The sequence below is a fragment of the Niveispirillum fermenti genome, assembly GCF_052474395.1.
The window spans coordinates 733,583-756,495 of the sequence record NZ_CP156681.1 but is presented as its reverse complement, the minus strand read 5'-3'; the positions used below and the strand labels follow the sequence as shown (position 1 = coordinate 756,495).

Below are 22,913 nucleotides of genomic sequence, written 5' to 3'. Positions count from 1 at the left end.
CTCAACTGCGCAGGGATGCGCCCGTGGCCTTGGCCACAGCGGCCACGACCTTGGCGGCGACGGCGTCGATTTCCGTGTCCGTCAGGGTCTTGCCGGTGGGTTGCAGGGTGACCGACAGGGCAACGGACTTGAAGCCCGGTTCCACGCCCTTGCCCTCATACACATCGAACAGGCTGACATCGCTGATCAGGGTCTTGTCCGCACCCCTGGCGGCCTTCACCAGCTTGTCGCTGTCGGTCGTGCTGGCCACCAGGAAGGCGAAGTCGCGGTCCACGGGCTGGAATGCCGACAGGACCAGCAGCGGCTTGGCCGTGCCGCCCTTCTTCTTGGGCGCGGGGATGGCGTCCAGGAAAAGTTCGAAGGCCACCACGGGGCCGGCAACATCCAGTACGGCCAGCAGGGCCGGATGCACCTCGCCGAAACGGCCCAGGATGGTGGGACCCAGGCGCAGCACGCCCGACCGGCCCGGATGGTACCAGCCCGGCGCATCGCGCGTGACCTGCAGGTTGGCCGTCGGTGCCCCGGCGGCTTCCAGGATGGCCATCGCGTCCCCTTTGGCATCGAAGGCATCGACGGGGCGCTCGCCCTTCGCCCAGTTGCGGGGCACCGCCGCACCGGCCCGCACGCCGGCCACCATCAGGTCCTGGCCCTTTTCCGATCCATCGCGGAAGGCGGGGCCGACCTCGAACAGGCCGACATCCTTGAATCCCTTGGCGGCATTGCGGCCGGCCGCGGGGATCAGGGTGCCCAGCAGCGACGGGCGCATGACGGCCAGATCGGCGCTTATCGGGTTCAACAGGCGCAATTCGTCCTTGTCGCCATCGAACAGGGCCGCGACCTTGGGATCGACGAAGGACCAGGTCACCGATTCGAGCAGGCCGCGCTCCGCCGCTGCACGGCGGGCGTTGAAGCGGCGGCGCTGGTCGGCGGTCAGGGCCGGGACGGGCGTGCCCACCGCACGCGGCAGCGGCGTGGCCGGAATCTTGTCGAAACCGGTGACGCGCAGCACCTCTTCCACCAGATCGGCCTCACCCTCCACGTCGCGGCGCCAGGACGGGACGTCTGCCGCCAGCACGCCGTCGTCGCGGCGGGCGACGGTAAAGCCCAGGGCGGTCAGGATACGGACCTGTTCATCGACCGCGACATCGACACCGCCCAGGGCGGCCACGCGGGCCGGTCGCAGGGTCAGCGTGCGTTGCCATGCGGGTTCGGCGCCGGTCAGGCTGACGGCACCGGCGGAACCGCCGCACAGGTCCAGGATCAGGGCCGTGGCCAGTTCGACCTTTTCCACGATGTTGGCGGGATCGACCCCACGCTCGAACCGGTAGCGGGCATCGCTGTCCAGTTGCAGGGCGCGGCCCGCCTCGGCGATGCGCACCGGCTCGAACGTGGCGACCTCCAGCACGACATCGGTCGTGTCGGCGGTGACGCCCGTCGTCTCCCCACCCATGACGCCGGCCATGGAGATCATGTGCGCATCGTCATAGATGCCGATCAGGCCGGCGGGCGGGGCATATTCCTTGCCGTTCAGGGCCAGCAGCGTGTCGCCCTCTGCCGTGGGGCGCAGGGTGATGCCGCCGGTCAGCCGGCCCGCGTCGAACACATGCAGCGGGCGGCACAGGTCCAGACTGAAATAGTTGGTGATGTCAACCAGGGCGCTGATCGGGCGCAGGCCCACGGCCAGCAGCCGGTCGGCCAGCCATTTCGGGCTGGGGCCGTTCTTCACGCCCCGGATCAGGCGGAAGGCGATCTGCGGGCAGCCGGGATGATCCAGCGTCACCTTCAGCGGATTGTCGAAGGCGGGGGCCACGGGCGTGGCGGCCAGCGGCTTCAGCGTGCCAAGGCCGGCGGCCGCCAGATCACGGGCCACGCCGCGCACGCCGGCGCAATCCACGCGGTCGGGCGTCAGCGCGATTTCGATCACCGGGTCGGACAGACCGCGCCAGTCGGCGAAGGAGCCGCCGACCGGGGCATCCTCCGGCAGCTCGATGATGCCGTTATGTTCGTCCGACAGCAGCAATTCGCGCTCCGAACACATCATGCCCCGGCTTTCCACACCCCGGATGGTGCCGATGGACAGGGTGTCGCCTGACACGGGGATGACGGTGCCGGGCGATGCGAAAACCACCTTGATGCCGGCCCGCGCATTGGGCGCGCCGCAGACCACCTGCACCGGGTCCCCCGCGCCGGTATCGACCATGCACAGGCGCAGCTTGTCGGCGTTCGGGTGCTTTTCGGCCGACACGACATGGGCGATGCGGAAGGCGGCCAGGGCGGCGCCGCGATCCTCGACCCCCTCCACCTCCAGCCCCAGGGCTGTCAGCGCGTCGGTGATCTGGTCCAGCGTGGCATCGGTGTCGAGATGCGTCTTCAGCCAGGAAAGGGTGAACTTCATTTGAACGTCCTTGGTATCCGGTCGTGGCTGATCAGCGGGAAAGGCCCTGGGCCAGGTTCGGCTGGTCCAGCGGCACGAAGCCGTAATGGCGCAGCCAGCGCAGGTCGGCATCGAAGAAGGAGCGCAGGTCGGGGATGCCGTATTTCAGCATCGCCACGCGCTCGATCCCCATGCCGAAGGCGAAGCCCTGGTACTTGCTGCTGTCGATGCCGCAATTCTCCAGCACCTTGGGGTGGACCATGCCCGAGCCCATGATCTCCAGCCAGTCGCCATGATTGCCCAGCTTCAACTCGCCCCCCTTGCGCGAACAGCCGATATCCACCTCGGCCGACGGCTCGGTGAAGGGGAAGAAGCTGGGGCGGAAGCGGATGGGCAGGTCATCGATCTGGAAGAAGGCGCGGCAGAATTCCAGGATGCAGCCCTTCAGATGGCCCATATGGATATCCTCGCCGATCACCAGGCCTTCGATCTGGTGGAAGACGGGCGTGTGCGTCTGGTCATAGTCGGAACGATAGGTGCGGCCGGGCGCGATGATGCGGATCGGCGGCTTCTCCTTCAGCATGGTGCGGATCTGCACCGGGCTGGTATGGGTGCGCAGCACGCGCGCCGCCCCTTCCGCCGACGGCGGCAGGTAGAAGGTGTCGTGCATCTGGCGCGCCGGATGCTCCGGCGGGATGTTCAGCGCCGTGAAATTGTTGAAGTCCGTCTCGATATCCGGACCTTCCGCGACCGTGAAGCCCATGGCGGCGAAGATGGCGACCATCTCGTCAACCGTCTGGCTGATCGGGTGGATGCGGCCCTGGGTCTCGGGTCGGACGGGCAGCGTGACATCGATGCGCTCGGCGGCCAGCCGCCTTTCCAGTTCGATGCCCTTCAGTTCCGCCCGGCGGCCTTCGATCGCGGCCTCCACGGCGGTCTTCACCGCGTTCAGGGCGGCACCACGGGCCTTGCGCTCGTCCGGCGTCAGGGACCGCATGTCGCCCATCAGCGCCGTGATGGAGCCCTTCTTGCCCAGGACGGCGACCCGCACCTCTTCCAGGGCGGCGCTGTCGGTGGCAGAGGCGATGGTGGCCAGCGTTTCGGCCTTGAGCGTATCGAGCGTGTCCATGATGGTCCTGGTTGGATCAGGCAGGGGAGGGGGCGGAAGCGCCCGGTTGGAATTCGGTGAGTGACGTGACGAGGCTGGCCCAGGGCGGGCGGGGAGTGATCTGCCTGACCTTTTCTGAGAGCCGCCGATCCGCGGTGATCAACGGTGCCGAAAGTTCCTGTGCCAGGGCGACATAGAACATGTCGTAAGCGGGATGCCCCGCCGTCCGGGCCAGCCATGCCGCATCCGTCAGAAGTACCTTCGACGGTGTGATGGACACTCTCAATTGGCCAATGACATCAAGTGCTTGAGCGGCAATGGCGTCTGTCAGTTCCTCACGGGCCAGCTTCTTCCACAGGATGTTGGCCACCTCGGCATACAAGAGATCGGGTGCATGAAGTTCTGCACGCAGCAAGGGTTCGGCCAGATGAGAATCCGGCTCCGCAATGGCCAGTTTGATGGCAACGGAAGCGTCCAGCTCGTATTTCATCGATGCTCGCCATCGCGGTCTTCCCGAAGCAGCACTTCCGAGGGGGTGCGGCACATGCCATGCGTGGCGGCACGCAGAGAGGCGAGACGGGCGATCAAATCTGGTGACTGGCCACCGCTGCCGACCTGTGCCGCAAGCACGGCAGCCGCCTCTTCCTCAATGGTGCGACCGGAACGCATTGCGCGGTCGCGCAGGCCCTGCAGCAGGCTGTCGTCAAGATTGCGGATGGTGAGCGAACCCATGGCGTCCTCCGGTCCCGGTGCGGTCCCGATGATAGCACAGATGGCAGACGCACAAGCAAAAGGGGGAGCGGGCCCGCCGGGCCTGCTCCCCCTTTCAACTTGCAACCGTTCTGAAATCCGTTACCGGAAATCAGGCGGCCTTGAGAGCAGCCTGGGCCTGATCGCACAGGCTCTTAAAGCTCTCCGGCTCGCGGGCGGCCAGATCGGACAGGACCTTGCGGTCCAGCTCGATGCCGGCGCGCTTCAGGCCGTGGATCAGGGTGCTGTACTTCAGCCCGTGCAGGCGCGCACCGGCGTTGATACGCTGAATCCACAGACCGCGGAAATCGCGCTTCTTGTTGCGACGGTCGCGATAGGCGTAACGAAGCGCCTTCTCGACCTTCTCGATCGCAACGCGATAGCACGTGGAACCGCGGCCGCGATAGCCCTTGGCCAGCTTCAGGATCTTCTTGTGACGGGCGTGGGTGGTGACGCCCCGCTTAACGCGTGCCATTGGTCAGCCTCCTCACTTAACCCGCAGGAAGTTTTCGGCGATCTTCTCGCCATCCGCCTTGAACATGACGAAGGTGCCGCGCGCGTTGCGCTTCATCTTGTTCGGACGCTTGCTCATGCCGTGGCGCTTGCCGGCGGCCTGGGCCTTGACCTTGCCCGACGCGGTAAACTTGAACCGCTTCTTCGAGCCGGAGTGGTTTTTCAACTTGGGCATTTTCGGTCCTTCTAACATATGAACGGCGGGCATGCCCCGGGCATCTCGCCCGGCCTCGCCGTTCGATAGAGCGGGTGTGTATAGTGGACCGGCCCCGGAATGACAAGGCTGAACAAGGGCGCCAGGCACGCAACGCCGGCATGGCCGCCCGGCAGGAGACCAGGACATGACATTGTTCACCATCGGGTACGAGGGTGCATCGCAGGGCGCGGTCATCGCGGCGCTGAAGGCGGCCGGGGTCCGGCTTCTGCTGGACGTGCGCGAACTGCCATCCTCCCGTCGGGCCGGCTTTTCCAAGTCCCCCTTGCGTGCCGGGCTGGAGGCGGAGGGGATCGGCTATCTGCACCTGAAGAAGCTGGGCACGCCGAAGGAGGGGCGGATCGCCAACCGGGCCGGGCGGATGGCGGCATTCTGGTCGATTGTGGAGGACGGGCTGGCCCGCGGAGAGGCGCAGTATGAACTGGCGCTGGCCGGCAGTCTGGCCCTGGAACAGCCGGCCTGCCTGCTGTGCTTCGAGGCGGATCACACCCATTGTCACCGGCTGGCCGTGGCCGACCGGCTGGTGGCCGCCCACGGGCTGGATGTCGTCCACCTGCGGCCCGACCCCGGATTCTGATCCCGCCGCCGCCTTTTCCACTGCGCCGGCGCCGGTTGGCGGGGCCTACTGTGCCGGCGCCGGCCGGCGGGGATAATCCAGGCGCGGCGGCAGCCGGTGATGCAGCATGGCGTACAGCGTCATGGCCAGCGACCCGGCCATGGCGATGGCCAGCAGTTCCAGTGCCGGCATGGCCGATCCCGCCACCACGACGGGCATGGCACCGGCCGGCGGATGCGTCAGGCGCAGCAGCGACATGGCGGTGATGGACAGGCCCACCGCCAGCCCCACGGCCCACCAGTCCGCAGGCAGCAGCAGATGCAGCGCCAGCGTCACCAGCCCGGCCAGCAGATAGCCGCCCACCACATTGACGGGCTGGGCCAGGGGGCTGGTGCCCTGCGCGAACAGCAGGACGGCGCTGGCCCCGAACGGCGCCAGCAGCAGGGGCAGATGCGTGACCCCCGCCAGCCAGCCGGCCGCCGCGATGGCCAGGGCAGCACCCAGGCCGGCCTTCAGATGGGCGGCCAGGCGGGGGTGGGGCTGTTCGTGACGGGTCAGCAGATGGCGGGGCATGGGGAATCCTGTGCGTTGGATGCCGGTTTTTCTTGCCGCTGGCTGCGCATTTTGCAATCAGCCTCTGCGATGGTGCCCGGTTGACGCCGATGCATGGCTTGCGACAAATTTCCATCGATTTCGGAATACATGCATAGTCGGATTTGTTTGGGCCGGTGCAGGAGTGGTGATGATGATGCGGGTAGTGATCTGCGGCCTTCTGGTGATGGGCACGTTGCTGGGCATGGCCGGCATCGACCTGATCCTGCCGGCCGTGCCCGCCATCGCCCAATGGCCGGGTGCCGGCCCGGCCCCGGCCCAGCTTGTCATCGCCGCCTATATCGGCGGGACGGTGCTGGGCCTGCCGCTGTTTGCCATGCTCAGCCAGCGCTTCGACCGGCGCTGGCTGCTGGTGCTGTCGCTGGCGGGCACCGCATTGCTGTCGGCGGCGGCGACCTGGCGGCAGGACATATGGATGCTGGTGGCCATCCGCTTTGTCCAGGGGGTGGTGGCATCGGCCCCGGCCGTCTTCGCCCCCGGCATCATCCGCCGCCTGTTCGACGAGATCGGGGCCATGCGGGCGCTGGCGGCGCTGGGCAGTATCGAGGCCATCGTGCCGGGTGCCGCCCCCATCGCCGGTGCTGCCCTGCTGGTCTGGGGCGGATGGCAGGCGCCGTTCCTGGTGACGGCCGTGCTGGCCGTCTTCGTGCTGGCCTGCCTGCTGGCCGGTTTCCGCGTGCTGCCGGCCGGCGGTGCGGAGGCCCGGCCGGATGGCAGCTACCGGCGCCTGCTGACCGATCCCGTGTTCCTGCGCTATGCCCTGTCGCAATCCTGCGTGCTGGGCGGGTTGCTGATCTTCGTGTTCGGCGCCCCCCTCACCATCACGGCCACCATGGGTGGGGAGATGCGGGACTTCATCATCATGCAGGCCATTGGCGTCACCCTGTTCGCCGTCACCGCCAATCTGGCGGGCGGGCTGGCGCGCCGCTGGGGGATCGAACGGATGATCAGCATCGGCACGGCGCTGGCGCTGTTCTCGTCGCTGTTGCTGCTGGGCGCGGCGTTGGCCGGCCTGGCGGAAGTCTGGATGCTGCCCCTGCTGATCGCGCCCCTGAATATCGGCCTGGGCCTGCGTGGCCCGCCGGGCTTCCTGCGCGCCATCATGGCCGGGCGCGGCGATGATGACCGGGCCTCGGCGCTGGTCATCCTGTTCATCACGGGCATGGCGTCGGGCGGCACGGCGCTGCTGGCGCCTTTCATCATGATGGGCCTGCCCGTTCTGGCTGCTGCCGTGTTGTTGATGCAGGTGCTTGGAATGGTCTGCCTGCTGACACTGCCGCGGCTGAAGGCGTGAGGCTTGTGCCTGCCGTGGCTTTGGCCCACGCTGGCGGGCGAGAGCAATGTTTCCGGTCAGCGGAAATACGCTGGAAAGCGCCGGCGCCGCATCCGCGGCGTGGGTTTCACGCGGCACGGGTCGCGCGGCGGCAGACCGCACGGGCTGCGCGGCGGCAGACCGAAGGATCGGAGTGGCGGGCGCATGGCCTGGAGCATGGGATTGGCGGGACGGTTGGCGGACTGGCGGCAGGCGGGCCTGATCGATGCCGATCAGGCCGGGCGCATTGCCGCGTTTGAAGCCGCCCGCGGCCGGCCGCGTCTGGCCATGGCCCTGGGTGTGCTGGGCGCCTTCACGGTGGCGGTCGGCATCATCGCCATCGTCGCGGCCAATTGGGATGCCATCCCTATCGTCCCGCGCCTGGCCGTCCATGTCCTGGCCAACCTGGCCCTGGGGCTGGTGGTCTGGTCCTGGGCGGGGCGGGGCGGGTCCGACATGCGGGTCGAAGGCGGGGTGCTGGTCCTGTCCCTGTCCACCCTGGCGCTGATCGCCCATGTCGGGCAGAGCTTCCAGTTGCAGGGCAGTGCCGCCGGCCTGATGGGCGGCTGGCTGCTGCTGGCCACGCCCTTCACCTTCCTTTGCGCCCGCGACGGCTTGAACCGCTGGGTCTGGGCGGCCGGGCTGTTCACGTGGATGGGGCTGCTGCTGGGCGACCATTGGCGCTGGCTGCACGAACATCGCCTGTCGGCCACGGCCGTCATGCTGTTCCTGGCACTGGTCTATGCGGCGCGGGCGGCTGCCCCCCGCTGCCGCCCGTCTGGGCCCGCCATCTGGGCCTTGTGGCGGCCGGCAGTGTCGTGGCCTGCCTGACGGTGCTGCTGCTGATCCTGCGCCCGCTGTTCGACGGCACGCCCGACGGGGCCACCATGACCGATGCCGCCATCGGCGGCGGCGTCGGGCTGCTGGCCCTGGGCGTGGCGCATCTGCTGGTGCCGGCCGACCGGCGCGGCGCGCGGGCCGGTTTCGGCCTGATGCTGGCCTTGTCGCCGCCGCTGGCCGTGCTGCCCTTTCTGCTCGACGGCACCTGGGCCGCCATCGTCACCGGTGTGCTGTTCTGCCTCTACTGGATCATTCTGGCGCGCCTGGCCCTGCTGGCGGAAAGGACGGGCTGGTTCCGCCTGGCCGTGGCGCTGATCGCCATCCGTGTCTTCGTCGCCTATCTGGATGCCACGGGCGGCCTGCTGGCCACCGGCTTCGGGCTGGTGCTGGCGGGCCTGCTGCTGCTGGGGCTGGCGCTGGCCGCCCGGCGCGTCATGGAATGGGGCACGGCCCGCCGGTCCGCGAAGGAGGGGATGTGATGAAGGCGTCCTGGCTGCGTGCCGTCCTGCTGCTGGTCCCCACGCTGGTTCTGGCCGGCTGGGCCCTGTCCATTCCCGTGTTGCGGGCCGGCGATCCCGTCATGCGCATCCGCCTGCTGGGCTATGATCCGCGCGATTTGCTGCGGGGCCATTACCTGTTGGCCCGGCTGGATATTGACGGGCTGGTGCCCGGCCGGCACGGGCCGGCGGATTGCGTCTGTGTGACCGCCCGCCCGGCCGATCCCGGCCGTCCGGGTTTCACGCCCCTGCCATCCTGCCGGCCGGCGGACCTGGCCGCCTGCCCCACGCCGCTGGCCGATCCGGGGCGTGAATTGCGGCTGTACCAGCCACAGGCCCGCGCCCTGCGGCTGGAACAGTTGCTGCGTGATGATGGGGTCGCGGTGGATATCGGTGTGCGGTTCGATGGCCGCGGCGGCATCGCGCTGGAGGATATCCGGGTCGATGGCCGGCCTGTGACGGATTGAAGACAGTATAAAATCACAAGGGGAACAGTGACATGGCGCGACAGGGCAAGTTGATCCGGGTGGAGGTGGCCCCCACCCATCTGGCGGATTTCCTGCGGCATTTCGGTGACAACATGCGCCACAGCCGGCAGGAACCGGGCTGCGTGCAGTTCCACGCGGCCCGCAGCCCGACGGAGGAGAAGCCCGGCGGCCCCGCCATCTTCCATGTGTGGGAGGAATTTGCAGACGAAGCGGCGGTGCAGGCCCATCATGACAGCCCGCATTTTCAGCGCTGGAGCCGGTGGCGCGCCGATCAGGGCGACGCCGTGGTCAGGGTCGGTCTGGCGACGGTGCCGCTGGATCCGGGTTGAGGGCGACCGCATCCTCCCCCGCCCAGCCGCAGGCCGTCAGGGCGGCGCGCATGTGCGGTGGCACGGGGGCCGTCACCGTCACGGGCGGCTTGGTCGCCTGGATGGGCAGGGTGACGGCGCGGGAATGCAGGTGCAACGCATCCCCGGCCCGGCCCGCCGCCCCGGCCGGCAGATAGATCGGGTCGCCCAGCAGCGGATGCCCCAGATGCTGCATATGCACGCGGATCTGATGCGTCCGGCCCGTCTTGGGGTTCAGCTCCATGAAGGCGACGGGGCCGATGCCGGGCAGTTCCCCCCGGCCACGCACGCGCCACAGCGTGACGGAAGGCTGGCCGTTCTCCTTGTCCACCACCATGCGCCAGCCCCGCCGGGCATCGCTGATCTTGGTCAGCCCGGCATCGACCTTGCCCGTATTGTCGGCCGGATGGCCCAGCACGATGGCCCAATAGGTCTTGGCCACCCGCCCTTCCTGGAACAGGATGCCCAGCCGGCGCAACGCCTTGGGATGCCGGCCCAGGATCAGGCAGCCCGACGTGTCGCGGTCCAGGCGATGGGCCAGCGACGGTGGCCTGGGAAAGCCGAAGCGCAGCGCATCGAAATGCCGTTCCAGATTGTCCCCGCGGCCCCGGCCCGTGTCGGGCCCCGCATGCACGGCGATGCCGGCAGGCTTGTCCAGCACCAGCATCAGCCCGTCACGGTAAAGGATGCGGGACAGGAGATCGTCGGGGGTCATCTTGGGCGGCGGCCTTGGGCGCAAAAGCTACAGGAACAGCGTCAGGACGCCTGTATAGCCATAAAGCCGGGCGTTGGATATTTCCCCGCCGGCAAAAAAGCCCGTCAGCGGAAAATCCCCCAGATGGTCGCGGATCAGCGCGGTTTCCGTTCCTTCCTCCCCGAACATCCGGGCCCCGCGCGCCACACAGGTGACATAGAGGCCGGCCTTCGGCGGCCCGGACAGCCGGCGCTTCAGCCCCTCCAGCATGCGCACCATGTCGGCATGGGCGGCATCGGCATCGCGGCGGCAGAACTGGACGGGCTGGCCATCGGCGACAGTCTCGCCAATGGCGATCCAGCCGCGTTCCAGATCGATGGCCGTCAGATCGCGCATCAGGCGGTCGCCGCGATCATCGCCGGCCACGGGCAGGCCGGCCTTGATCAGCCCGCCCGCGCGGCGCAGGTCTGCCGACAGTTCGGGGCCGATATCGGCCTTCAGCGCCGCCAGTGCGGGCTCGCCGTCGATCTCCATCACGACATGGGCGTCGGCGCGGGTGATGGTGCGCACCGGCCCGATGGGGGTGCAGCCCTGGGTCAGGCCGGTGGCCACGGGCAGGTCGGCATCGAACATGACGCCCGACAGGCCGGGCCCGTCCGCATGCCCGCACAGCACGGCCTGTTCGCCGCGTGATGCCGTCAGCCCGCCGACGAGAAAGCCCCCCGTGCGCCCGGCCACGTCGGTCAGCAGCCCGTCGATGCGCGCATGCCGGGGGTCGCCATGCATCAGCATCAGCAGCGGCGCATGGTCGCGCAGCCAGGGCTGCACGGCGTCCAGCGGCGCCAGCCCGTCTGCCAGCGGCCCCAGCAGGCAGAAGCCGTCATCGGGCAGGCGCGCGGTCAGGACGGAGACGGCGGGCCGGTCGTACAGCTCCACGCCCGTGCCGATCACGCCCAGCCCCACGGTGCCCACCCAGTGGGTAATGCCGGTCACCCCCCGCAGCAGGGTGGCGATGCTGCCCAACTGGTCCGCCAGATGGTCGGTGACGTAGAGCATGCCGAAATTGGCGCCGGGCAGCGGGGTCAGCGCGTCCAGGCAGGCCTTGGCCGCCCCCGACCAGTCCGCCCCGGTCCCTGTGGCGCTGGCGAAGGCGGGTGTGGGGGCAGGGATGCCGGTGCCGGTCATCACGGCGTCCCGGCCTTGATACGGTCCAGCGCCTGCGTGATGGTGGGCAGGATGCGGGTGACGATCACGGCCACCCCCTCGGCCGTGGGGTGCATCCCGTCTTCCTGGTTCAGCTTGGGGTCCATGGCCACGCCGTCCAGGAAGAAGGGATAAAGCGGAACATCATGCTTTTCAGCCAGTTCGGGATAGATGGCGTCGAACACCCGGCCATATTCCTGGCCCAGGTTGCGGGGTGCCATCATGCCGGCCAGCACCGCGGGGATGCCGGCTTCCTTCAACCTCATCAGGATACGGTCCAGATTCTCCCGCGTGCGGGCCGGGTCGATGCCGCGCAGCCCGTCATTGGCCCCCAGTTCCACGATCATCAGCGACGGCTTGTCGGCGAGCAGCCAGTCCAGCCGCGACAGGCCGCCCGTCGTGGTTTCCCCCGACACGCCCGTGTTGGGAACGGCGACATCATAGCCTTCCGCCTTCAGCGCGGTTTCAAGCTGGCTGGTGAACGCCGCCTCGCGCGGCAGCTTGTAGCCGGCCGACAGGCTGTCCCCCAGCACGATGATCTTCAGCGGGCCGTTTTTCTGCCCGTCTGTGACCTGCGCCACGGCGAAGGACGGCGTGCCAAGGCAGAAAAGCAGCAGGATCAATGCCCCGATTCGGTTGAAAGCCGTTCTCCAGGGGCCATATCCGTCCAGGTCCCCCCTGCTGAAAGAGTTCGTCATGGCGATGCCCATTGTCCCGGCCGATCCCGTTGTCCAGTTGCGCGATATCCATCTTAAGCTGGAGAGTGAGGCGGGCAGCGTCAACATCCTGAAAGGGATTGATCTGCAGGTCGGGCGCGGGGAGAAGGTGGGCGTGGTCGGTCCCAGCGGGTCGGGCAAGTCCTCCATGATGATGATCCTGGGCGGGTTGCAGCCGCCCACCACGGGATCCGTGAAGGTCAAGGGACACGAACTGACGCGCGTGAACGAGGATGCGCTGGCCCGCTTCCGCCGGGACGAGGTGGGGATCGTCTTCCAGTCCTTCCACCTGATCCCGACCATGACGGCGCTGGAGAATGTGGCCATTCCGCTTGAATTCGCCGGTGCGCCCGATGCGTTCGACCGTGCCCGCAAGGGGCTGGAGGCTGTCGGCCTGGGCCATCGCCTGACCCATTATCCGGGCCAGCTTTCCGGCGGGGAACAGCAGCGCGTGGCCCTGGCCCGCGCCTTCGCGCCCGAACCGTCCCTGCTGCTGGCCGACGAGCCGACGGGCAATCTGGACGGCGACACGGGCAAGCGCATCATCGAACTGATGTTCACCATGGCCGACCGGGTGGGGACGACCATCGTGCTGATCACCCATGATCCGGCACTGGCACGGCAATGCGACCGTGTCATCCGGCTGGTCGACGGGCTGATCGTCGATGATGCCCGCGGCGATGCCCGCATCCAGGCGGCGGCGGGGCGGTGATGACGGCGACGACCCTGTCGGGCCCGGCCCGCACGCCCGCCCCCGTCAATGGCGGCTGGCTGTCACAATGGAAGCTGGCCTTCACCATCGCACGGCGTGAATTGCGCGGCGGCCTGTCCGGCTTCCGCATCTTCATCGCCTGCCTGGCCATCGGCGTGGGCGCCATCGCCACGGTGCAGTCCATTTCCAGCGGCATCGAAGATGCGATGCGCAATGACGGGCGCGCCATCCTGGGCGGCGACGTCGCGGCGCGCATCCTTTACCGCGAGGCCACGCCCGAGCAGTTCGCCTTTCTGGCCGCGCGCGGCGAGGTGATGACCTCGGCCGAGATGCGCGCCATGGCCCGCGACCCCGAGGATGAGGGGTCCAGCACGCTGGTCGAACTGAAATCGGTCGGGCCGAACTATCCGCTCTATGGCACGTTCGCCATCCAGGGGCCGGACGGCCAGCCGCAGGCTGTGGATGTACAGACCCTGCTGGCCGAGCGTGACGGCCGTTTCGGCACCGTCATCGAGGATACGCTGGCCACGCGGCTGGGGCTGACGGTGGGACAGCCCGTCAGCATCGGCGGCATCCATCTGGAGGTGCGCGGCCTGATCGCGGCGGAACCGGACAAGGCCGGGTCCGGCAGCTTCACGCTGGGCCCGCGCCTGATGATGTCGGACGCCGCCCTGGCCACCACCGAACTGGTGCAGCCCGGCAGCCTGATCACCTGGTCCTATCAGGTGAAGCTCAATCCCGGCCTGACCATCGAGGAATTCCGCGAGCAGGCGAAGTCGGCGGTGGCCGACGCCCCGTGGCGCCTGCGCGACTACACCAACGCCGCGCCGCAGCTTTCCCGCTTCATCGACCGGATGACCCTGTTCCTGACGCTTGTGGGCCTGACGGCGCTGCTGGTGGGTGGTGTCGGCGTGGGCAATGCCGTGCGGGCCTATCTGGACACCAAGTCCAATACGATCGCCACGCTGAAATGCGTGGGGGCCGCCGGGTCGCTGATCTTCAAGGTCTATCTCATCCAGATCCTGGCGCTGGCTGCCATCGGCATCGCCATCGGGCTGGCCGTCGGCGCGGCCGGACCGCTGGCCGCCGGCAAGGCGCTGGCCGATCTTCTCCCCATCACGGCGCGCATCGGCGTCTATCCCTCCGCCCTGGCCATTGCGGCCGGGTTCGGCTTCCTGACGGCGCTGGCCTTCTCGCTCTGGCCGCTGGGCCATGCGCGGGAGGTGCCGGCCGTGGCCCTGTTCCGCGAACGGGTGCAGAAAGCCAGCGGCCGGCCGGCCGCCGCCTATCTGCTGGGCATCGCCGCTTCCGGGCTGGCACTGGCCGGGCTGGCCGTGGCCACGGCGCAGGAACGGGGCTTCGCCATCGCCTTTGTCGTCGGTGCCGTGGCCGTGCTGGGCCTGTTCTGGCTGGCCGGGCTGGGGGTGACGGCCCTGGCGCGGCGTGCCGGCCGGCCGCGACAGCCCGTGCTGCGTCTGGCCCTGGCCAATATCCACCGGCCCGGCAACCCGACCAGCGCCGTCGTGCTGTCGCTGGGCCTGGGCCTGACCGTACTGGTGGCCATCGCCCTGATCGAGGCCAATTTCCAGAAGGAGGTGGAGGACCGGCTGCCCGTCAACGCGCCCGCCTTCTTCTTCGTGGATATCCAGCCCGATCAGGTGGAGGATTTCCGCCAGACGGTGCTGTCCGTTCCCGGCACGTCGGACCTGCAGCTCGTGCCCAACCTGCGGGCGCGCATCGTCGCCATCGACGGGGTGGAAGCGGAAAAGGCGCTGAAGACCCGCGAATATTCCTGGGTTCTGAACGGCGACCGCGGCATCACCTACCGCGCCGACCGGCCGGAGAACGACAAGGTGCTGGCGGGCGAATGGTGGCCGGCCGATTACCAGGGCCCGCCCCGGCTGGCCGTGTCGAAGGAGGTGGCGGACAGCTTCGGCATCGGGCCGGGCAATGTCATCACCGTCAATGTGCTGGGCCGTGACATCGATGGCGAGGTGGCCGTGGTGCGCGACCTGGACTGGGACACGATCACCATCAATTTCACGCTGGTCTTCTCCCCCGGCGTGCTGGACGGCGCACCGCAGACCTTCCTGGCCACCGTGCGTGCCGAACCGTCGGCCGAAGCGGCCGTGCAGCGCAACGTTGCCGTGCGGTTCAGCAATATCAGTGCGGTGCGGGTGAAGGATGCACTGGATACCGTGTCGGCCATCATGGTCAATATCGGCGTGGCCGTGCGCCTGACGGCCGCCGTGACGCTGGTGGCGGGCACGCTGGTGCTGGCCGGCGCCGTCGCGGCGGGCCATCGCCGCCGCGTCTATGACGCTGTGGTGCTGAAGGTGCTGGGGGCCACCCGCACGACGGTGCTGCGGGCCTTCCTTTTGGAATATGGCCTGCTGGGCCTGATCACGGCGGCCGTGGCCGGCATGTTGGGCACCGTCGTGGCCTGGGTCGTGATCCGCGAGGTGATGGATTTCGACTTTGTTTTCATACCGCAAGCGGTATTCGCGACCACCCTTCTCTGCACCGCGATTACGCTGACCTTGGGTTTCATTGGAACCTGGCGTGCGCTGGGCCAGCCGGCGGCACCTGTCCTTCGGATCGATTGACGGGGACTGCCGGTTGCTGGTCTAAAATACCCCTGACCTTTGCGGCACGCGCCTTATCACGTGTGGGCAACGGATCGCAGGCATGTTCAGCCGATATTTTCAGCGAACATGTCCAGGGGGTGCATTGGAAACCGGACGGGGCGGCGGATGCGGGCGGCGATGAAGGAACCGGTGCAAGGAACGGGCGGTGATGGCCCCGAACCCGACGAGGCCCTGAACGCCAAGCTGCTGGCCTGCTGGCAGGCCGCCCTGAACACCGATGATCCCCAGGAAAGCCAGCGATGGGTGGAGATGGCCGAATGGCTGGCCCGTCGCGGTGGCGGGTTGCCGCCGGTTGCTGGTGGTGGGGTTCTGCCGGCTGGTCGGGATGGCGCGCCCGCTTCCGGCACCCCGGCGGCTGGGCCGGGCCCCGATCGCCGGCGGTTCCCGCGCGTGCCCCTGCGTAGCCCGGCCCTGCTCTCCCTTGGCGACCGGGTGATGCGGGGGGAGACCGTGAACCTGTCGCGCACGGGCGCCTGTTTCGCCTGTGTCGGCCCCGTGGGGTTGAGCCTGGGGGACACGGGCAGCTTTTCCGTCCGCGGCTGGGTGGAGGACAGGCCCGCCCGCATCGTCGGGCTGGAACCCGGACAGATCCGGCTGGCCTTCGGCTGATACAACCCCACCCCTTGCTGCTATTGGCTGCGTGCCAGCATGGCCCGGAACTGCGACAGCGCGGCGGACAGGAACAACCCGCCCAGCGCCGCCAGCACCAGCATCTGCGGCCAGACCAGATCCAGCCCCGCCCCCCTGTAAAGCACGGCCTGGGCCAGCTTCACGAAATGCATGGTGGGTGAGGCCTGGATCAGCCATTGCATGAATGGCGGCATGCTTTCCAGGGGCGATGTGGCGCCGGACAGCATGTTCAGCACCATGAAGACGGGAATGGCGATCAGCGAGAATTGCGGCATGGACCGTGTGACCGTGGCCAGCAGGATGCCCAGCGATGTGGTGGCGAACAGGTAGAGTGCCACACCGGCCAGGAACAACGCCAGCGACCCCTGCACTGGCACCTGCAGCCACAGTTCCACGACGAATTTCAAGGACAGGCCGGATGCGACCAGGATGACCAGGCCATTGGCCCAGATTTTCGCGGCGGCGATTTCAGACGCACCCAGCGGCATGACCAGCAGATGTTCGATGGTGCCGTGCTCGCGCTCCCGGATCACGGCGGCCCCGACCAGCAGCACGGACAGGATCGTGATATACTGGATCACGGCCATCACGGCCTGGAACCACATGCCTTCCAGATTGGGGTTGAAGAAGGTGCGCGACACCAGGGTGACGGGCGCCGGGCTTTCCCCGCGCGGGTCCAGCATGCCTGCCACCTCCTGCGCGATGATCTGTTGGATATAGGCGCTGCCGATGCCGGCCTGGGTCATGGCCGTGGCGTCGATATTGAGCTGGACGGTGGGGGAATGGCCGCGGCGCAGGTCCGCCTCCATTTCCGGCGGCAGGTCCAGCACGAAGGTGTATTCGCCCCGGTCCATGGCGCCATCCACCGCCCCCCGGTCCAGCCGGTCGGGCGGGCGGAAATAGGGCGGCAGCAGCGCATCGCCGATACGGTGGGACAAGGCCGACCGGTCATTATCCACGATGGCCACCCGCGCCTTGTCCACATCGGTCTTCACACCCGTGGCGACCGTGTGGACCGACAGGGTGAAACTGTACAGGATCAGGGCCAGCAGCACCTTGTCGGCCAGCAGGCTCGACAGTTCCTTGCGGCCCAGATACCAGACATTGGCCAGCCAGTGCCGCATCCTACACCTCCTGCTTGCGCAGAAGCGCGCAGGCCGCCGCCATGAAGCCCAGGGCGAACAGGGCCAGCATGATGAATTCCAGGTGGAAGGCGGAAAAGGCGCGGGCCTTGGCGAAGCTGCCCAGGCTGATGGTCTGGAACCACAGGGCGGGGAAGGACAGGCCGAACAGGCGGGCCCCGCCTTCCAGCGAGGCGGCGGGATAGAAGAAGCCGGAGAAGTTGATTGCCGGCACGGTGCAGACGATGGCCGTCACCACGATGGCGGCGACCTGCGTCTTCACGAAGGTGGAAACCAGAAGGCCCAGGCCCGTGCCCGCGAAGACATAAAGCAGCGCGCCCAGACACAGCGCCGCCAGCGACCCCTTGACCGGCACGCCGAACAGCAGCCAGGCTACGGTTGTCATGATCAGGAAGCTGATGAAGCCGACCAGCACATAGGGCGCCTGCTTGCCCAGCAGGAATTCCCCCACGCTGGCCGGCGAGGCGTAGAGATTGGCGATGGAGCCGATTTCCCGCTCCCGCACGACGCCGATGGCCGTCAGCATGGGCGGGATCATGATCAGCAGCACCATGATGACACCGGGCAGAATGGCCGGCGCGCTGCGGAATTGCTGATTGTAGCGGAAGCGCGGCTCCACATCGACCGTGGGGGTAACCGTTTCCGCCGCCCGCGACCGCCGCGTCAGGTCCTGGACATAGGCCAGCGCGATGCCCTGGACATAGCCCTTGGCCGTTTCGGCCCGGAACGGCATGGCCCCGTCCAGATAGACGGCCAGTTCCGGCTGCCGCCCCTGCAGAAGATCGCGCCCGAAGGATGGCGGGATGGACAGGACCAGCCGCAATTCGCCCGATTTCAGGCGCCGCTCGATCTCCGCTTCCGTATGGACGGGGGGACGTTCGGTGAAATAGCGCGAGCCCGTCAGGTTCTCCACCAATTGCCGGCTTTCCAGCGTCTGGTCGCGGTCATGCACGGCGAAGGGCAGTTCCTCCACATCGAAGGTGATGCCATAGCCGAAGGTCAGCAGCAGGACCAGCGGCCCCAGCAGGGCAAAGGTCAGGCGCACGGGGTCGCGCAGCACCTCCACCATCTCCCGCCGGGCGAAGGCCCAGATGCGGCCCAGGGAGGTGCGCAGGCCGGTGCGGTGCGCCGGCCCCGCTCCCGTGATCTCTCCCGCGCCCGCTTCCCCGTTTCCGGCCCGGGGGGCGGGTGTGGCGGGTGCCGCATCCTCCGTCAGGCCGCTGGCCTGTTTCAGCACATCGATGAAGGCGTCCTCCAGCGTGTCGGCCCCGCGTTCCCGGCGCAGATCGTCCGGCCGGCCCACGGCCAGCACCTTGCCGGCATGCATCAGGGAGATGCGGTCGCAGCGCTCCGCCTCATTCATGAAATGGGTGGACACGAAGATGGTCACACCGTCGCGGCGCGACAGATCGGCCAGATGGCGCCAGAAAAGGTCGCGCGCGCCGGGGTCCACCCCCGATGTCGGCTCATCCAGGATCAGCATTTCCGGCTTGTGCAGGCAGGCGGCGGCAAGCTGCAGGCGCTGGCGGATACCCAGCGGCAGGGCCGATGGCAGCGCCTCGGCCACCTCTACCAGCCCGAAATCGGCCAGGGATCGCCGGGTCCGCTCCTCCACCTCCGCCGCCGGGATGCGGTAGAGGCGGGCATGCAGCAGCAGGTTGGCGCGGACCGTCAGTTCCTCGTAAAGCGAGAAGCCCTGCGACATGTAGCCGACGCGCAGCCGGGTGGCCATGTCGGCCCGCCCCACCGGCCGGCCCAGCAGGGTGGCCGTGCCCGATGTGGCCGGCAGCAGGCCGGTCAGCATCTTCATGGTGGTGGTCTTGCCGCAGCCGTTGGACCCCAGGAAGCCGAATATCTCCCCACGGCGGATGCGGAAGCTGACATCATCCACGGCCGTGAAATCGCCGAACCGGCGGGTCAGCCCGTCTGCCACGATGGCATCGGGGCCGTCGCGCTCCACGAAGGCCGGCATGACCATTGGGGCGCCCCTGCCGGTATCCCCCGCCTGAAGGGCGGCATAGGCCTGTTCGGGGGTCGCCGCACCGGCCGCCGCCAGCACCTCGGCCTGCGTGCCGGCGGCCAGGATGCGGCCGCCATCCATGGCGACCAGATGGCCGAACCGCCCGGCCTCCTCCATATAGGCTGTGGCCACCACCAGGGTCATGCCGGGGCGCTCGGCGCGGATCGTGTCGATCAGGGTCCAGAACTGCCGGCGCGACAGCGGGTCCACACCCGTCGTCGGCTCATCCAGGATCAGCAGGTCGGGATCGTGGATCAGCGCGCAGCAGAGCGACAATTTCTGCTTCATGCCGCCCGACAGCTTGCCCGCCGGCCGGTCGGGGAACGGGTCCAGGCCCGTGGCGTGCAGCAGCCGGTCGATCCGCGCCCGCCGTTCCGTGGCGGACTGCCCGTACAGCCGGCCGAAGAAATCGATATTCTCCACCACGGACAGGGTGGGGTAAAGGTTGCGGCCCAGCCCCTGGGGCATGTAGGCGATGCGTGGCGAGACCGCCTCGCGGTGGCCGGCATCCCCCATGTCGCCGCCCAGCACCCGCACATGGCCCGTTTGCAGCCGGCGGACCCCGGCCATCAGGCCCAGCAGGGTGGATTTGCCCACCCCGTCCGGCCCGATCAGGGCGACGGTGGCGCCGGCCGGGACCGACAGGCCGACATCGTCCAGGGCGGGCTTGCCGCCATAGAGATGGCGCACGCCTTCCAGCAGGATGGCCGGTTCCGGCGCGGGCGCGTCAGCGGCCGGCATCGCTGGGCGCCGCCGGCAGTTTCGGGGCCAGCCGGTCCGGCCACGGCACCGCCGGGTCCAGCCGCACATAGGCCTGACCCGTCAGGCCGGCCCGCACATAGTCGCGATAGGTCGTCAGCAGGGCGGGGTCGATGGACAGTTTCACCCGGTACATCAGCTTTTCCCGCTCGTCGGCCGTTTCCACGGCCTTGGGCGTGAACTGCGCCTCGGCCGCCACGAAGCTGACCGTGGCGGGGACGACAAAGTCCGGGGCCGCGTCCAGCACGATGCGCGCGTCCGACCCGTGGGCCACCCGGCCCGTCTGCCCCGTGGGCAGGAACACGGTCATATAGACGTCCGACAGGTCCAGCAGCGTCGCCACGCGACCGCCGGCGGCCAGCACCTCTCCCGGATGGGCCAGGCGGTATTCGATCCGCCCGGCGACGGGACTGGTCAGATCGGTTTCCGCCAGATTGGTGTCGACCTGCAGCAACTGCGCCTTCGCCGCCTCCAGCGCGGCCTGGGCATCGCCCACGCTGGCGCGTGCGGCCTGCAGCGTGGCTCGGTCCACGTCATTCTGGGCGCGGCGGCGGTCCACCTCGCTGGCCGGCACGGCGTTGGTGCGGGCCAGGTCCATGCCGCGTTTCAGTTCCACGCCCGACAGCCGGAACGTGGCCTCATGCACGCTCACCTGCGCCTCGGCCTGCAGGATGGCCTGTTCCGCCCGGCGTACCGATGCCGCCGCCGCCGCGCGCTGGGCCAGCAACTCGGCCTTGTCCATGCGGGCGACGATGGCGCCGGCCGCCACATGGTGCCCCTCCCGCACGCCGATTTCCAGCATGCGACCCGGCAGCTTGGTGGCGATGTCGATCCGCTCCACCTCGATACGGCCATTGGCGCTGGCCAGGCCCGGCGGCAGCTGGCGGGCCTGGGCGTTCCACCAGTAAAGGCCAAGGCCGACACCGACGATGGCAATGGCCGCCAGGGCGAACAGAGGGGGCGCGCGCATGGGTTCAACTCCGCCTTTCCCGCGATGATGCGGTCACCATACCGTGTGGAAACGGCATTGGCATTGCGGCATGTCAATGCCGCAGGTGCGAACAGGCGGTTTCCCTTTTCAGCCCTTGCCCGTCAGCCCCTTGAACAGGCCTTCCGGCGTGTCGGTGAACACCCCCGCCACCCCCCACTGGAAAAGCTGCCGTGCCTGCTGTGCGTCATTAACGGTATAGGCCAGGACGGGCCGTCCCGTGGCGCGGAAGGCGGCGATGCTGCCGGCCGACTGGCGCCTGGCATCGATGTTGATGGTGGCGGCGTCCAGCCGGTCGGCGATGGCGGCCCAGTCGGCGGGCTCCTCCTCCATCAGATAGCCGCGCGGCCAATGGGGGGCGACCGTCCTGGCCATGGCCAGCGCCTCGGTGGAAAAGCTGGAGACCAGCGGCGGCGGCCGGTCGGCCGGCCACAGGTTCAGCGCCATGGACAGCGCGATGCCGGCCGTCTGCTCCTCGCGCCCCGGACAGGGCTTGATCTCCAGGTTCAGGTTGATATCCAGGAAACGTGCGGCCTCGATCGCTTCTGCCAGCGTGGGCACCCGTTCCCCCCGGAAATCGGGACCGAACCAGGACCCGGCATCCAGTGCGCGGACTTGCGTGAAATCCATGTCCGCCACCAGGCCATGGCCGTTGGTGGTGCGGTCCACCTTATCGTCATGCATCAGGATGGGTACGCCGTCGCGCGTGATCTTCACATCCACCTCCACCCACAGCGCCCCCTGCAAGGCACCGGTGCGCATGCCGGAAAGCGTGTTTTCCGGGGCATGGCGGGCGGCACCGCGATGGCCGATCAGGCGGGGGATGGACAGGGTCATGGGACAGGGCCTCGGGCTTTCTGGACAGATGCCGACGATAGCGTATTTCCGCCCCTGGGGCATGTCCGGCAGGGATACCCGCATGTTCCATGTGCGCTGCTGTGACATCGGGGATGCCGACCGGGTCCATGTCTGTCAGGCTGGGGGGCCCTTGCCTTTGGCAGGAAATCCCCAACCTATTTCCAATGTCCATCATGTCCATGCCTCCGCAAACAGCCCCGACCCGCCTGCGCCTGTCCGTTCTGGCGCATCTGGCGGGCTGCGTGGCCGGCGTGGCGCTGGGCGCCTGGGCCGTGATGCAGCATCAGGAATGGCCGGAAACCTATATTGCAGCCTGTCTGGTGGCCTTGCTGCCGGTCGCCTGGCTGGCACTGACGCGCCTGCAGGGACACGGGCATGGTGCCTGGGGCCATGCCAATCGCGTAACCCTGCTGCGCGCCGGGTTGCTGGCGCTGCTGGCCGGGATGCTGCCTTTCACGCCGGCCATCGCGGCCGATGCCCTCTGGCTTCCGGCCCTGATCGCTGTCGCGGCCCTGGGGCTGGACGGGGTGGATGGCTGGCTGGCCCGGCGCCAGGGGCTGGCCAGTGCCTATGGCGCGCGGTTCGATATGGAGGTCGATACGCTGGCCATCCTGGTCCTGGCCCTGCTGCTCTGGCGGACGGGGGAGGTGGGGGCCTGGGTGCTGGCCCTGGCATTGCCCCGGCCGCTATTCGTGCTGGCGGCCCGCATCCGGCCCTGGCTGTCGGCGCCGCTTCCCCCTTCGCAGCGCCGCCGCGTCATCTGCATGCTGCAGGTCGCGGTGCTGGCCTTCTGCCTGACGCCCGTTGTCGGCCCACCGCTGACCGGCTTTGCGGTAGGTGCAGCGCTTGCGCTTTTGCTTTTCTCCTTCGCGGTCGATACGGTTTGGCTGGAAAGCCGCCGCGATAACGCCGGTGGAACGAATAATGGATAA

General features: G+C 68.4%; 24 protein-coding genes. 10 read left to right on the top strand and 14 right to left on the bottom strand.

Features of this window, described 5'->3' with window-relative positions:
• Position 1: 1 nt before the first annotated feature.
• The 6 genes from pheT to rpmI form a co-directional block, all read right to left on the bottom strand.
• Positions 2-2,395 (bottom strand): phenylalanine--tRNA ligase subunit beta, encoded by a 2,394-nt coding sequence (gene pheT / locus ABC728_RS14930; protein WP_416620875.1) that lies wholly within the window; start codon positions 2,393-2,395, stop codon positions 2-4.
• A gap of 31 nt (positions 2,396-2,426) precedes the next feature.
• Positions 2,427-3,503, bottom strand: a complete 1,077-nt coding sequence (pheS, locus tag ABC728_RS14925; protein WP_416620874.1) for a phenylalanine--tRNA ligase subunit alpha — start codon at positions 3,501-3,503, stop codon at positions 2,427-2,429.
• A 16-nt stretch (positions 3,504-3,519) separates the two neighbouring features.
• A complete protein-coding gene (locus ABC728_RS14920; RefSeq protein ID WP_416620873.1) occupies positions 3,520-3,972 on the bottom strand; it encodes a type II toxin-antitoxin system VapC family toxin in 453 nt (150 codons plus the stop codon).
• Positions 3,969-4,214 carry a FitA-like ribbon-helix-helix domain-containing protein gene (locus ABC728_RS14915; protein WP_416620872.1) on the bottom strand — a complete coding sequence of 82 codons (246 nt, stop codon included), beginning with the start codon at positions 4,212-4,214 and terminating at the stop codon, positions 3,969-3,971. Before ABC728_RS14915 ends, ABC728_RS14920 begins: the two co-directional genes overlap by 4 nt.
• 130 nt (positions 4,215-4,344) lie before the next feature.
• Positions 4,345-4,707 (bottom strand): 50S ribosomal protein L20, encoded by a 363-nt coding sequence (rplT, locus tag ABC728_RS14910; RefSeq protein WP_416620871.1) that lies wholly within the window; start codon positions 4,705-4,707, stop codon positions 4,345-4,347.
• 12 nt (positions 4,708-4,719) lie between these two features.
• Entirely contained in the window at positions 4,720-4,920 is a 201-nt protein-coding gene (gene rpmI / locus ABC728_RS14905; RefSeq protein WP_416620870.1) for a 50S ribosomal protein L35, read from the bottom strand.
• 166 nt (positions 4,921-5,086) lie between these two features.
• Between rpmI and ABC728_RS14900 the strand changes: the two genes are divergently transcribed.
• Positions 5,087-5,536 (top strand): DUF488 domain-containing protein, encoded by a 450-nt coding sequence (locus ABC728_RS14900; protein WP_416620869.1) that lies wholly within the window; start codon positions 5,087-5,089, stop codon positions 5,534-5,536.
• A 45-nt stretch (positions 5,537-5,581) separates the two neighbouring features.
• Here the strand turns inward: ABC728_RS14900 and ABC728_RS14895 are convergent, their stop codons facing one another.
• Complete coding sequence (locus tag ABC728_RS14895) at positions 5,582-6,088, bottom strand: HPP family protein (protein WP_416620868.1); 507 nt, start codon at positions 6,086-6,088, stop codon at positions 5,582-5,584.
• Between the two features lie 169 nt (positions 6,089-6,257).
• Between ABC728_RS14895 and ABC728_RS14890 the strand changes: the two genes are divergently transcribed.
• The 5 genes from ABC728_RS14890 to ABC728_RS14870 all read left to right on the top strand — a co-directional run bounded on the left by ABC728_RS14890 (position 6,258) and on the right by ABC728_RS14870 (position 9,593).
• Positions 6,258-7,421, top strand: a complete 1,164-nt coding sequence (locus ABC728_RS14890; RefSeq protein WP_416620867.1) for an MFS transporter — start codon at positions 6,258-6,260, stop codon at positions 7,419-7,421.
• A 183-nt stretch (positions 7,422-7,604) separates the two neighbouring features.
• On the top strand, positions 7,605-8,270 hold the full coding sequence (locus ABC728_RS14885) for a DUF2157 domain-containing protein (RefSeq protein ID WP_445376589.1): 666 nt from the start codon (positions 7,605-7,607) through the stop codon (positions 8,268-8,270).
• Complete coding sequence (locus ABC728_RS14880) at positions 8,258-8,758, top strand: hypothetical protein (protein ID WP_445376588.1); 501 nt, start codon at positions 8,258-8,260, stop codon at positions 8,756-8,758. The genes ABC728_RS14885 and ABC728_RS14880 overlap by 13 nt, the downstream gene beginning before the upstream one ends.
• Positions 8,758-9,243 (top strand): hypothetical protein, encoded by a 486-nt coding sequence (locus ABC728_RS14875; RefSeq protein ID WP_416620865.1) that lies wholly within the window; start codon positions 8,758-8,760, stop codon positions 9,241-9,243. The genes ABC728_RS14880 and ABC728_RS14875 overlap by 1 nt, the downstream gene beginning before the upstream one ends.
• 32 nt (positions 9,244-9,275) lie before the next feature.
• Entirely contained in the window at positions 9,276-9,593 is a 318-nt protein-coding gene (locus ABC728_RS14870; protein ID WP_416620864.1) for a putative quinol monooxygenase, read from the top strand.
• Here ABC728_RS14870 and ABC728_RS14865 read toward each other — a convergent pair.
• The 3 genes from ABC728_RS14865 to ABC728_RS14855 are packed head-to-tail and all read right to left on the bottom strand — an operon-like array spanning position 9,553 to position 12,206.
• Positions 9,553-10,326: an RluA family pseudouridine synthase gene (locus ABC728_RS14865; protein ID WP_416620863.1), complete on the bottom strand. Its 774-nt coding sequence runs from the start codon at positions 10,324-10,326 to the stop codon at positions 9,553-9,555. The genes ABC728_RS14870 and ABC728_RS14865 overlap by 41 nt on opposite strands.
• Before the next feature lie 27 nt (positions 10,327-10,353).
• Positions 10,354-11,490 (bottom strand): FIST signal transduction protein, encoded by a 1,137-nt coding sequence (locus ABC728_RS14860; protein ID WP_416620862.1) that lies wholly within the window; start codon positions 11,488-11,490, stop codon positions 10,354-10,356.
• Entirely contained in the window at positions 11,490-12,206 is a 717-nt protein-coding gene (locus ABC728_RS14855) for an arylesterase (protein WP_445376587.1), read from the bottom strand. The genes ABC728_RS14860 and ABC728_RS14855 overlap by 1 nt, the downstream gene beginning before the upstream one ends.
• Between ABC728_RS14855 and ABC728_RS14850 the strand changes: the two genes are divergently transcribed.
• The 3 genes from ABC728_RS14850 (at position 12,205) to ABC728_RS14840 (ending at position 16,193) form a co-directional block, all read left to right on the top strand.
• Positions 12,205-12,936, top strand: coding sequence for an ABC transporter ATP-binding protein (locus ABC728_RS14850; RefSeq protein WP_416620860.1), 732 nt, complete (start codon positions 12,205-12,207; stop codon positions 12,934-12,936). The genes ABC728_RS14855 and ABC728_RS14850 overlap by 2 nt on opposite strands.
• The gene (locus ABC728_RS14845) at positions 12,936-15,542 is read left to right on the top strand and encodes an ABC transporter permease (protein WP_416620859.1); all 2,607 of its coding nucleotides are present in this window, start codon (positions 12,936-12,938) and stop codon (positions 15,540-15,542) included. Before ABC728_RS14850 ends, ABC728_RS14845 begins: the two co-directional genes overlap by 1 nt.
• A 159-nt stretch (positions 15,543-15,701) precedes the next feature.
• Positions 15,702-16,193: a PilZ domain-containing protein gene (locus ABC728_RS14840; RefSeq protein ID WP_416620858.1), complete on the top strand. Its 492-nt coding sequence runs from the start codon at positions 15,702-15,704 to the stop codon at positions 16,191-16,193.
• A 20-nt stretch (positions 16,194-16,213) separates the two neighbouring features.
• Here ABC728_RS14840 and ABC728_RS14835 read toward each other — a convergent pair whose 3' ends face one another.
• From ABC728_RS14835 to ugpQ, 4 genes are all read right to left on the bottom strand, one after another.
• A complete protein-coding gene (locus tag ABC728_RS14835; RefSeq protein ID WP_416620857.1) occupies positions 16,214-17,338 on the bottom strand; it encodes an ABC transporter permease in 1,125 nt (374 codons plus the stop codon).
• A gap of 1 nt (position 17,339) precedes the next feature.
• On the bottom strand, positions 17,340-20,117 hold the full coding sequence (gene rbbA / locus ABC728_RS14830; RefSeq protein ID WP_416620856.1) for a ribosome-associated ATPase/putative transporter RbbA: 2,778 nt from the start codon (positions 20,115-20,117) through the stop codon (positions 17,340-17,342).
• Positions 20,104-21,105 (bottom strand): HlyD family secretion protein, encoded by a 1,002-nt coding sequence (locus ABC728_RS14825; RefSeq protein WP_416620855.1) that lies wholly within the window; start codon positions 21,103-21,105, stop codon positions 20,104-20,106. The genes rbbA and ABC728_RS14825 overlap by 14 nt, the downstream gene beginning before the upstream one ends.
• A 108-nt stretch (positions 21,106-21,213) precedes the next feature.
• Complete coding sequence (ugpQ, locus tag ABC728_RS14820; RefSeq protein ID WP_416620854.1) at positions 21,214-21,960, bottom strand: glycerophosphodiester phosphodiesterase; 747 nt, start codon at positions 21,958-21,960, stop codon at positions 21,214-21,216.
• A gap of 194 nt (positions 21,961-22,154) precedes the next feature.
• Between ugpQ and ABC728_RS14815 the strand changes: the two genes are divergently transcribed.
• The gene (locus ABC728_RS14815) at positions 22,155-22,913 is read left to right on the top strand and encodes a CDP-alcohol phosphatidyltransferase family protein (protein ID WP_416620853.1); all 759 of its coding nucleotides are present in this window, start codon (positions 22,155-22,157) and stop codon (positions 22,911-22,913) included.

Coding starts and splice junctions, on each gene's coding strand:
- pheT (WP_416620875.1), bottom strand. CDS start 2,395: ATGAAGTTCACCCTTTCCTGGCTGAAGACGCATCTCGACACCGATGCC.
- pheS (WP_416620874.1), bottom strand. CDS start 3,503: ATGGACACGCTCGATACGCTCAAGGCCGAAACGCTGGCCACCATCGCC.
- ABC728_RS14920 (WP_416620873.1), bottom strand. CDS start 3,972: ATGAAATACGAGCTGGACGCTTCCGTTGCCATCAAACTGGCCATTGCG.
- ABC728_RS14915 (WP_416620872.1), bottom strand. CDS start 4,214: ATGGGTTCGCTCACCATCCGCAATCTTGACGACAGCCTGCTGCAGGGC.
- rplT (WP_416620871.1), bottom strand. CDS start 4,707: ATGGCACGCGTTAAGCGGGGCGTCACCACCCACGCCCGTCACAAGAAG.
- rpmI (WP_416620870.1), bottom strand. CDS start 4,920: ATGCCCAAGTTGAAAAACCACTCCGGCTCGAAGAAGCGGTTCAAGTTT.
- ABC728_RS14900 (WP_416620869.1), top strand. CDS start 5,087: ATGACATTGTTCACCATCGGGTACGAGGGTGCATCGCAGGGCGCGGTC.
- ABC728_RS14895 (WP_416620868.1), bottom strand. CDS start 6,088: ATGCCCCGCCATCTGCTGACCCGTCACGAACAGCCCCACCCCCGCCTG.
- ABC728_RS14890 (WP_416620867.1), top strand. CDS start 6,258: ATGATGATGCGGGTAGTGATCTGCGGCCTTCTGGTGATGGGCACGTTG.
- ABC728_RS14885 (WP_445376589.1), top strand. CDS start 7,605: ATGGCCTGGAGCATGGGATTGGCGGGACGGTTGGCGGACTGGCGGCAG.
- ABC728_RS14875 (WP_416620865.1), top strand. CDS start 8,758: ATGAAGGCGTCCTGGCTGCGTGCCGTCCTGCTGCTGGTCCCCACGCTG.
- ABC728_RS14870 (WP_416620864.1), top strand. CDS start 9,276: ATGGCGCGACAGGGCAAGTTGATCCGGGTGGAGGTGGCCCCCACCCAT.
- ABC728_RS14865 (WP_416620863.1), bottom strand. CDS start 10,326: ATGACCCCCGACGATCTCCTGTCCCGCATCCTTTACCGTGACGGGCTG.
- ABC728_RS14860 (WP_416620862.1), bottom strand. CDS start 11,490: ATGACCGGCACCGGCATCCCTGCCCCCACACCCGCCTTCGCCAGCGCC.
- ABC728_RS14850 (WP_416620860.1), top strand. CDS start 12,205: ATGGCGATGCCCATTGTCCCGGCCGATCCCGTTGTCCAGTTGCGCGAT.
- ABC728_RS14855 (WP_445376587.1), bottom strand. CDS start 12,206: ATGACGAACTCTTTCAGCAGGGGGGACCTGGACGGATATGGCCCCTGG.
- ABC728_RS14845 (WP_416620859.1), top strand. CDS start 12,936: ATGACGGCGACGACCCTGTCGGGCCCGGCCCGCACGCCCGCCCCCGTC.
- ABC728_RS14840 (WP_416620858.1), top strand. CDS start 15,702: ATGAAGGAACCGGTGCAAGGAACGGGCGGTGATGGCCCCGAACCCGAC.
- ABC728_RS14835 (WP_416620857.1), bottom strand. CDS start 17,338: ATGCGGCACTGGCTGGCCAATGTCTGGTATCTGGGCCGCAAGGAACTG.
- rbbA (WP_416620856.1), bottom strand. CDS start 20,117: ATGCCGGCCGCTGACGCGCCCGCGCCGGAACCGGCCATCCTGCTGGAA.
- ABC728_RS14825 (WP_416620855.1), bottom strand. CDS start 21,105: ATGCGCGCGCCCCCTCTGTTCGCCCTGGCGGCCATTGCCATCGTCGGT.
- ugpQ (WP_416620854.1), bottom strand. CDS start 21,960: ATGACCCTGTCCATCCCCCGCCTGATCGGCCATCGCGGTGCCGCCCGC.
- ABC728_RS14815 (WP_416620853.1), top strand. CDS start 22,155: ATGTCCATGCCTCCGCAAACAGCCCCGACCCGCCTGCGCCTGTCCGTT.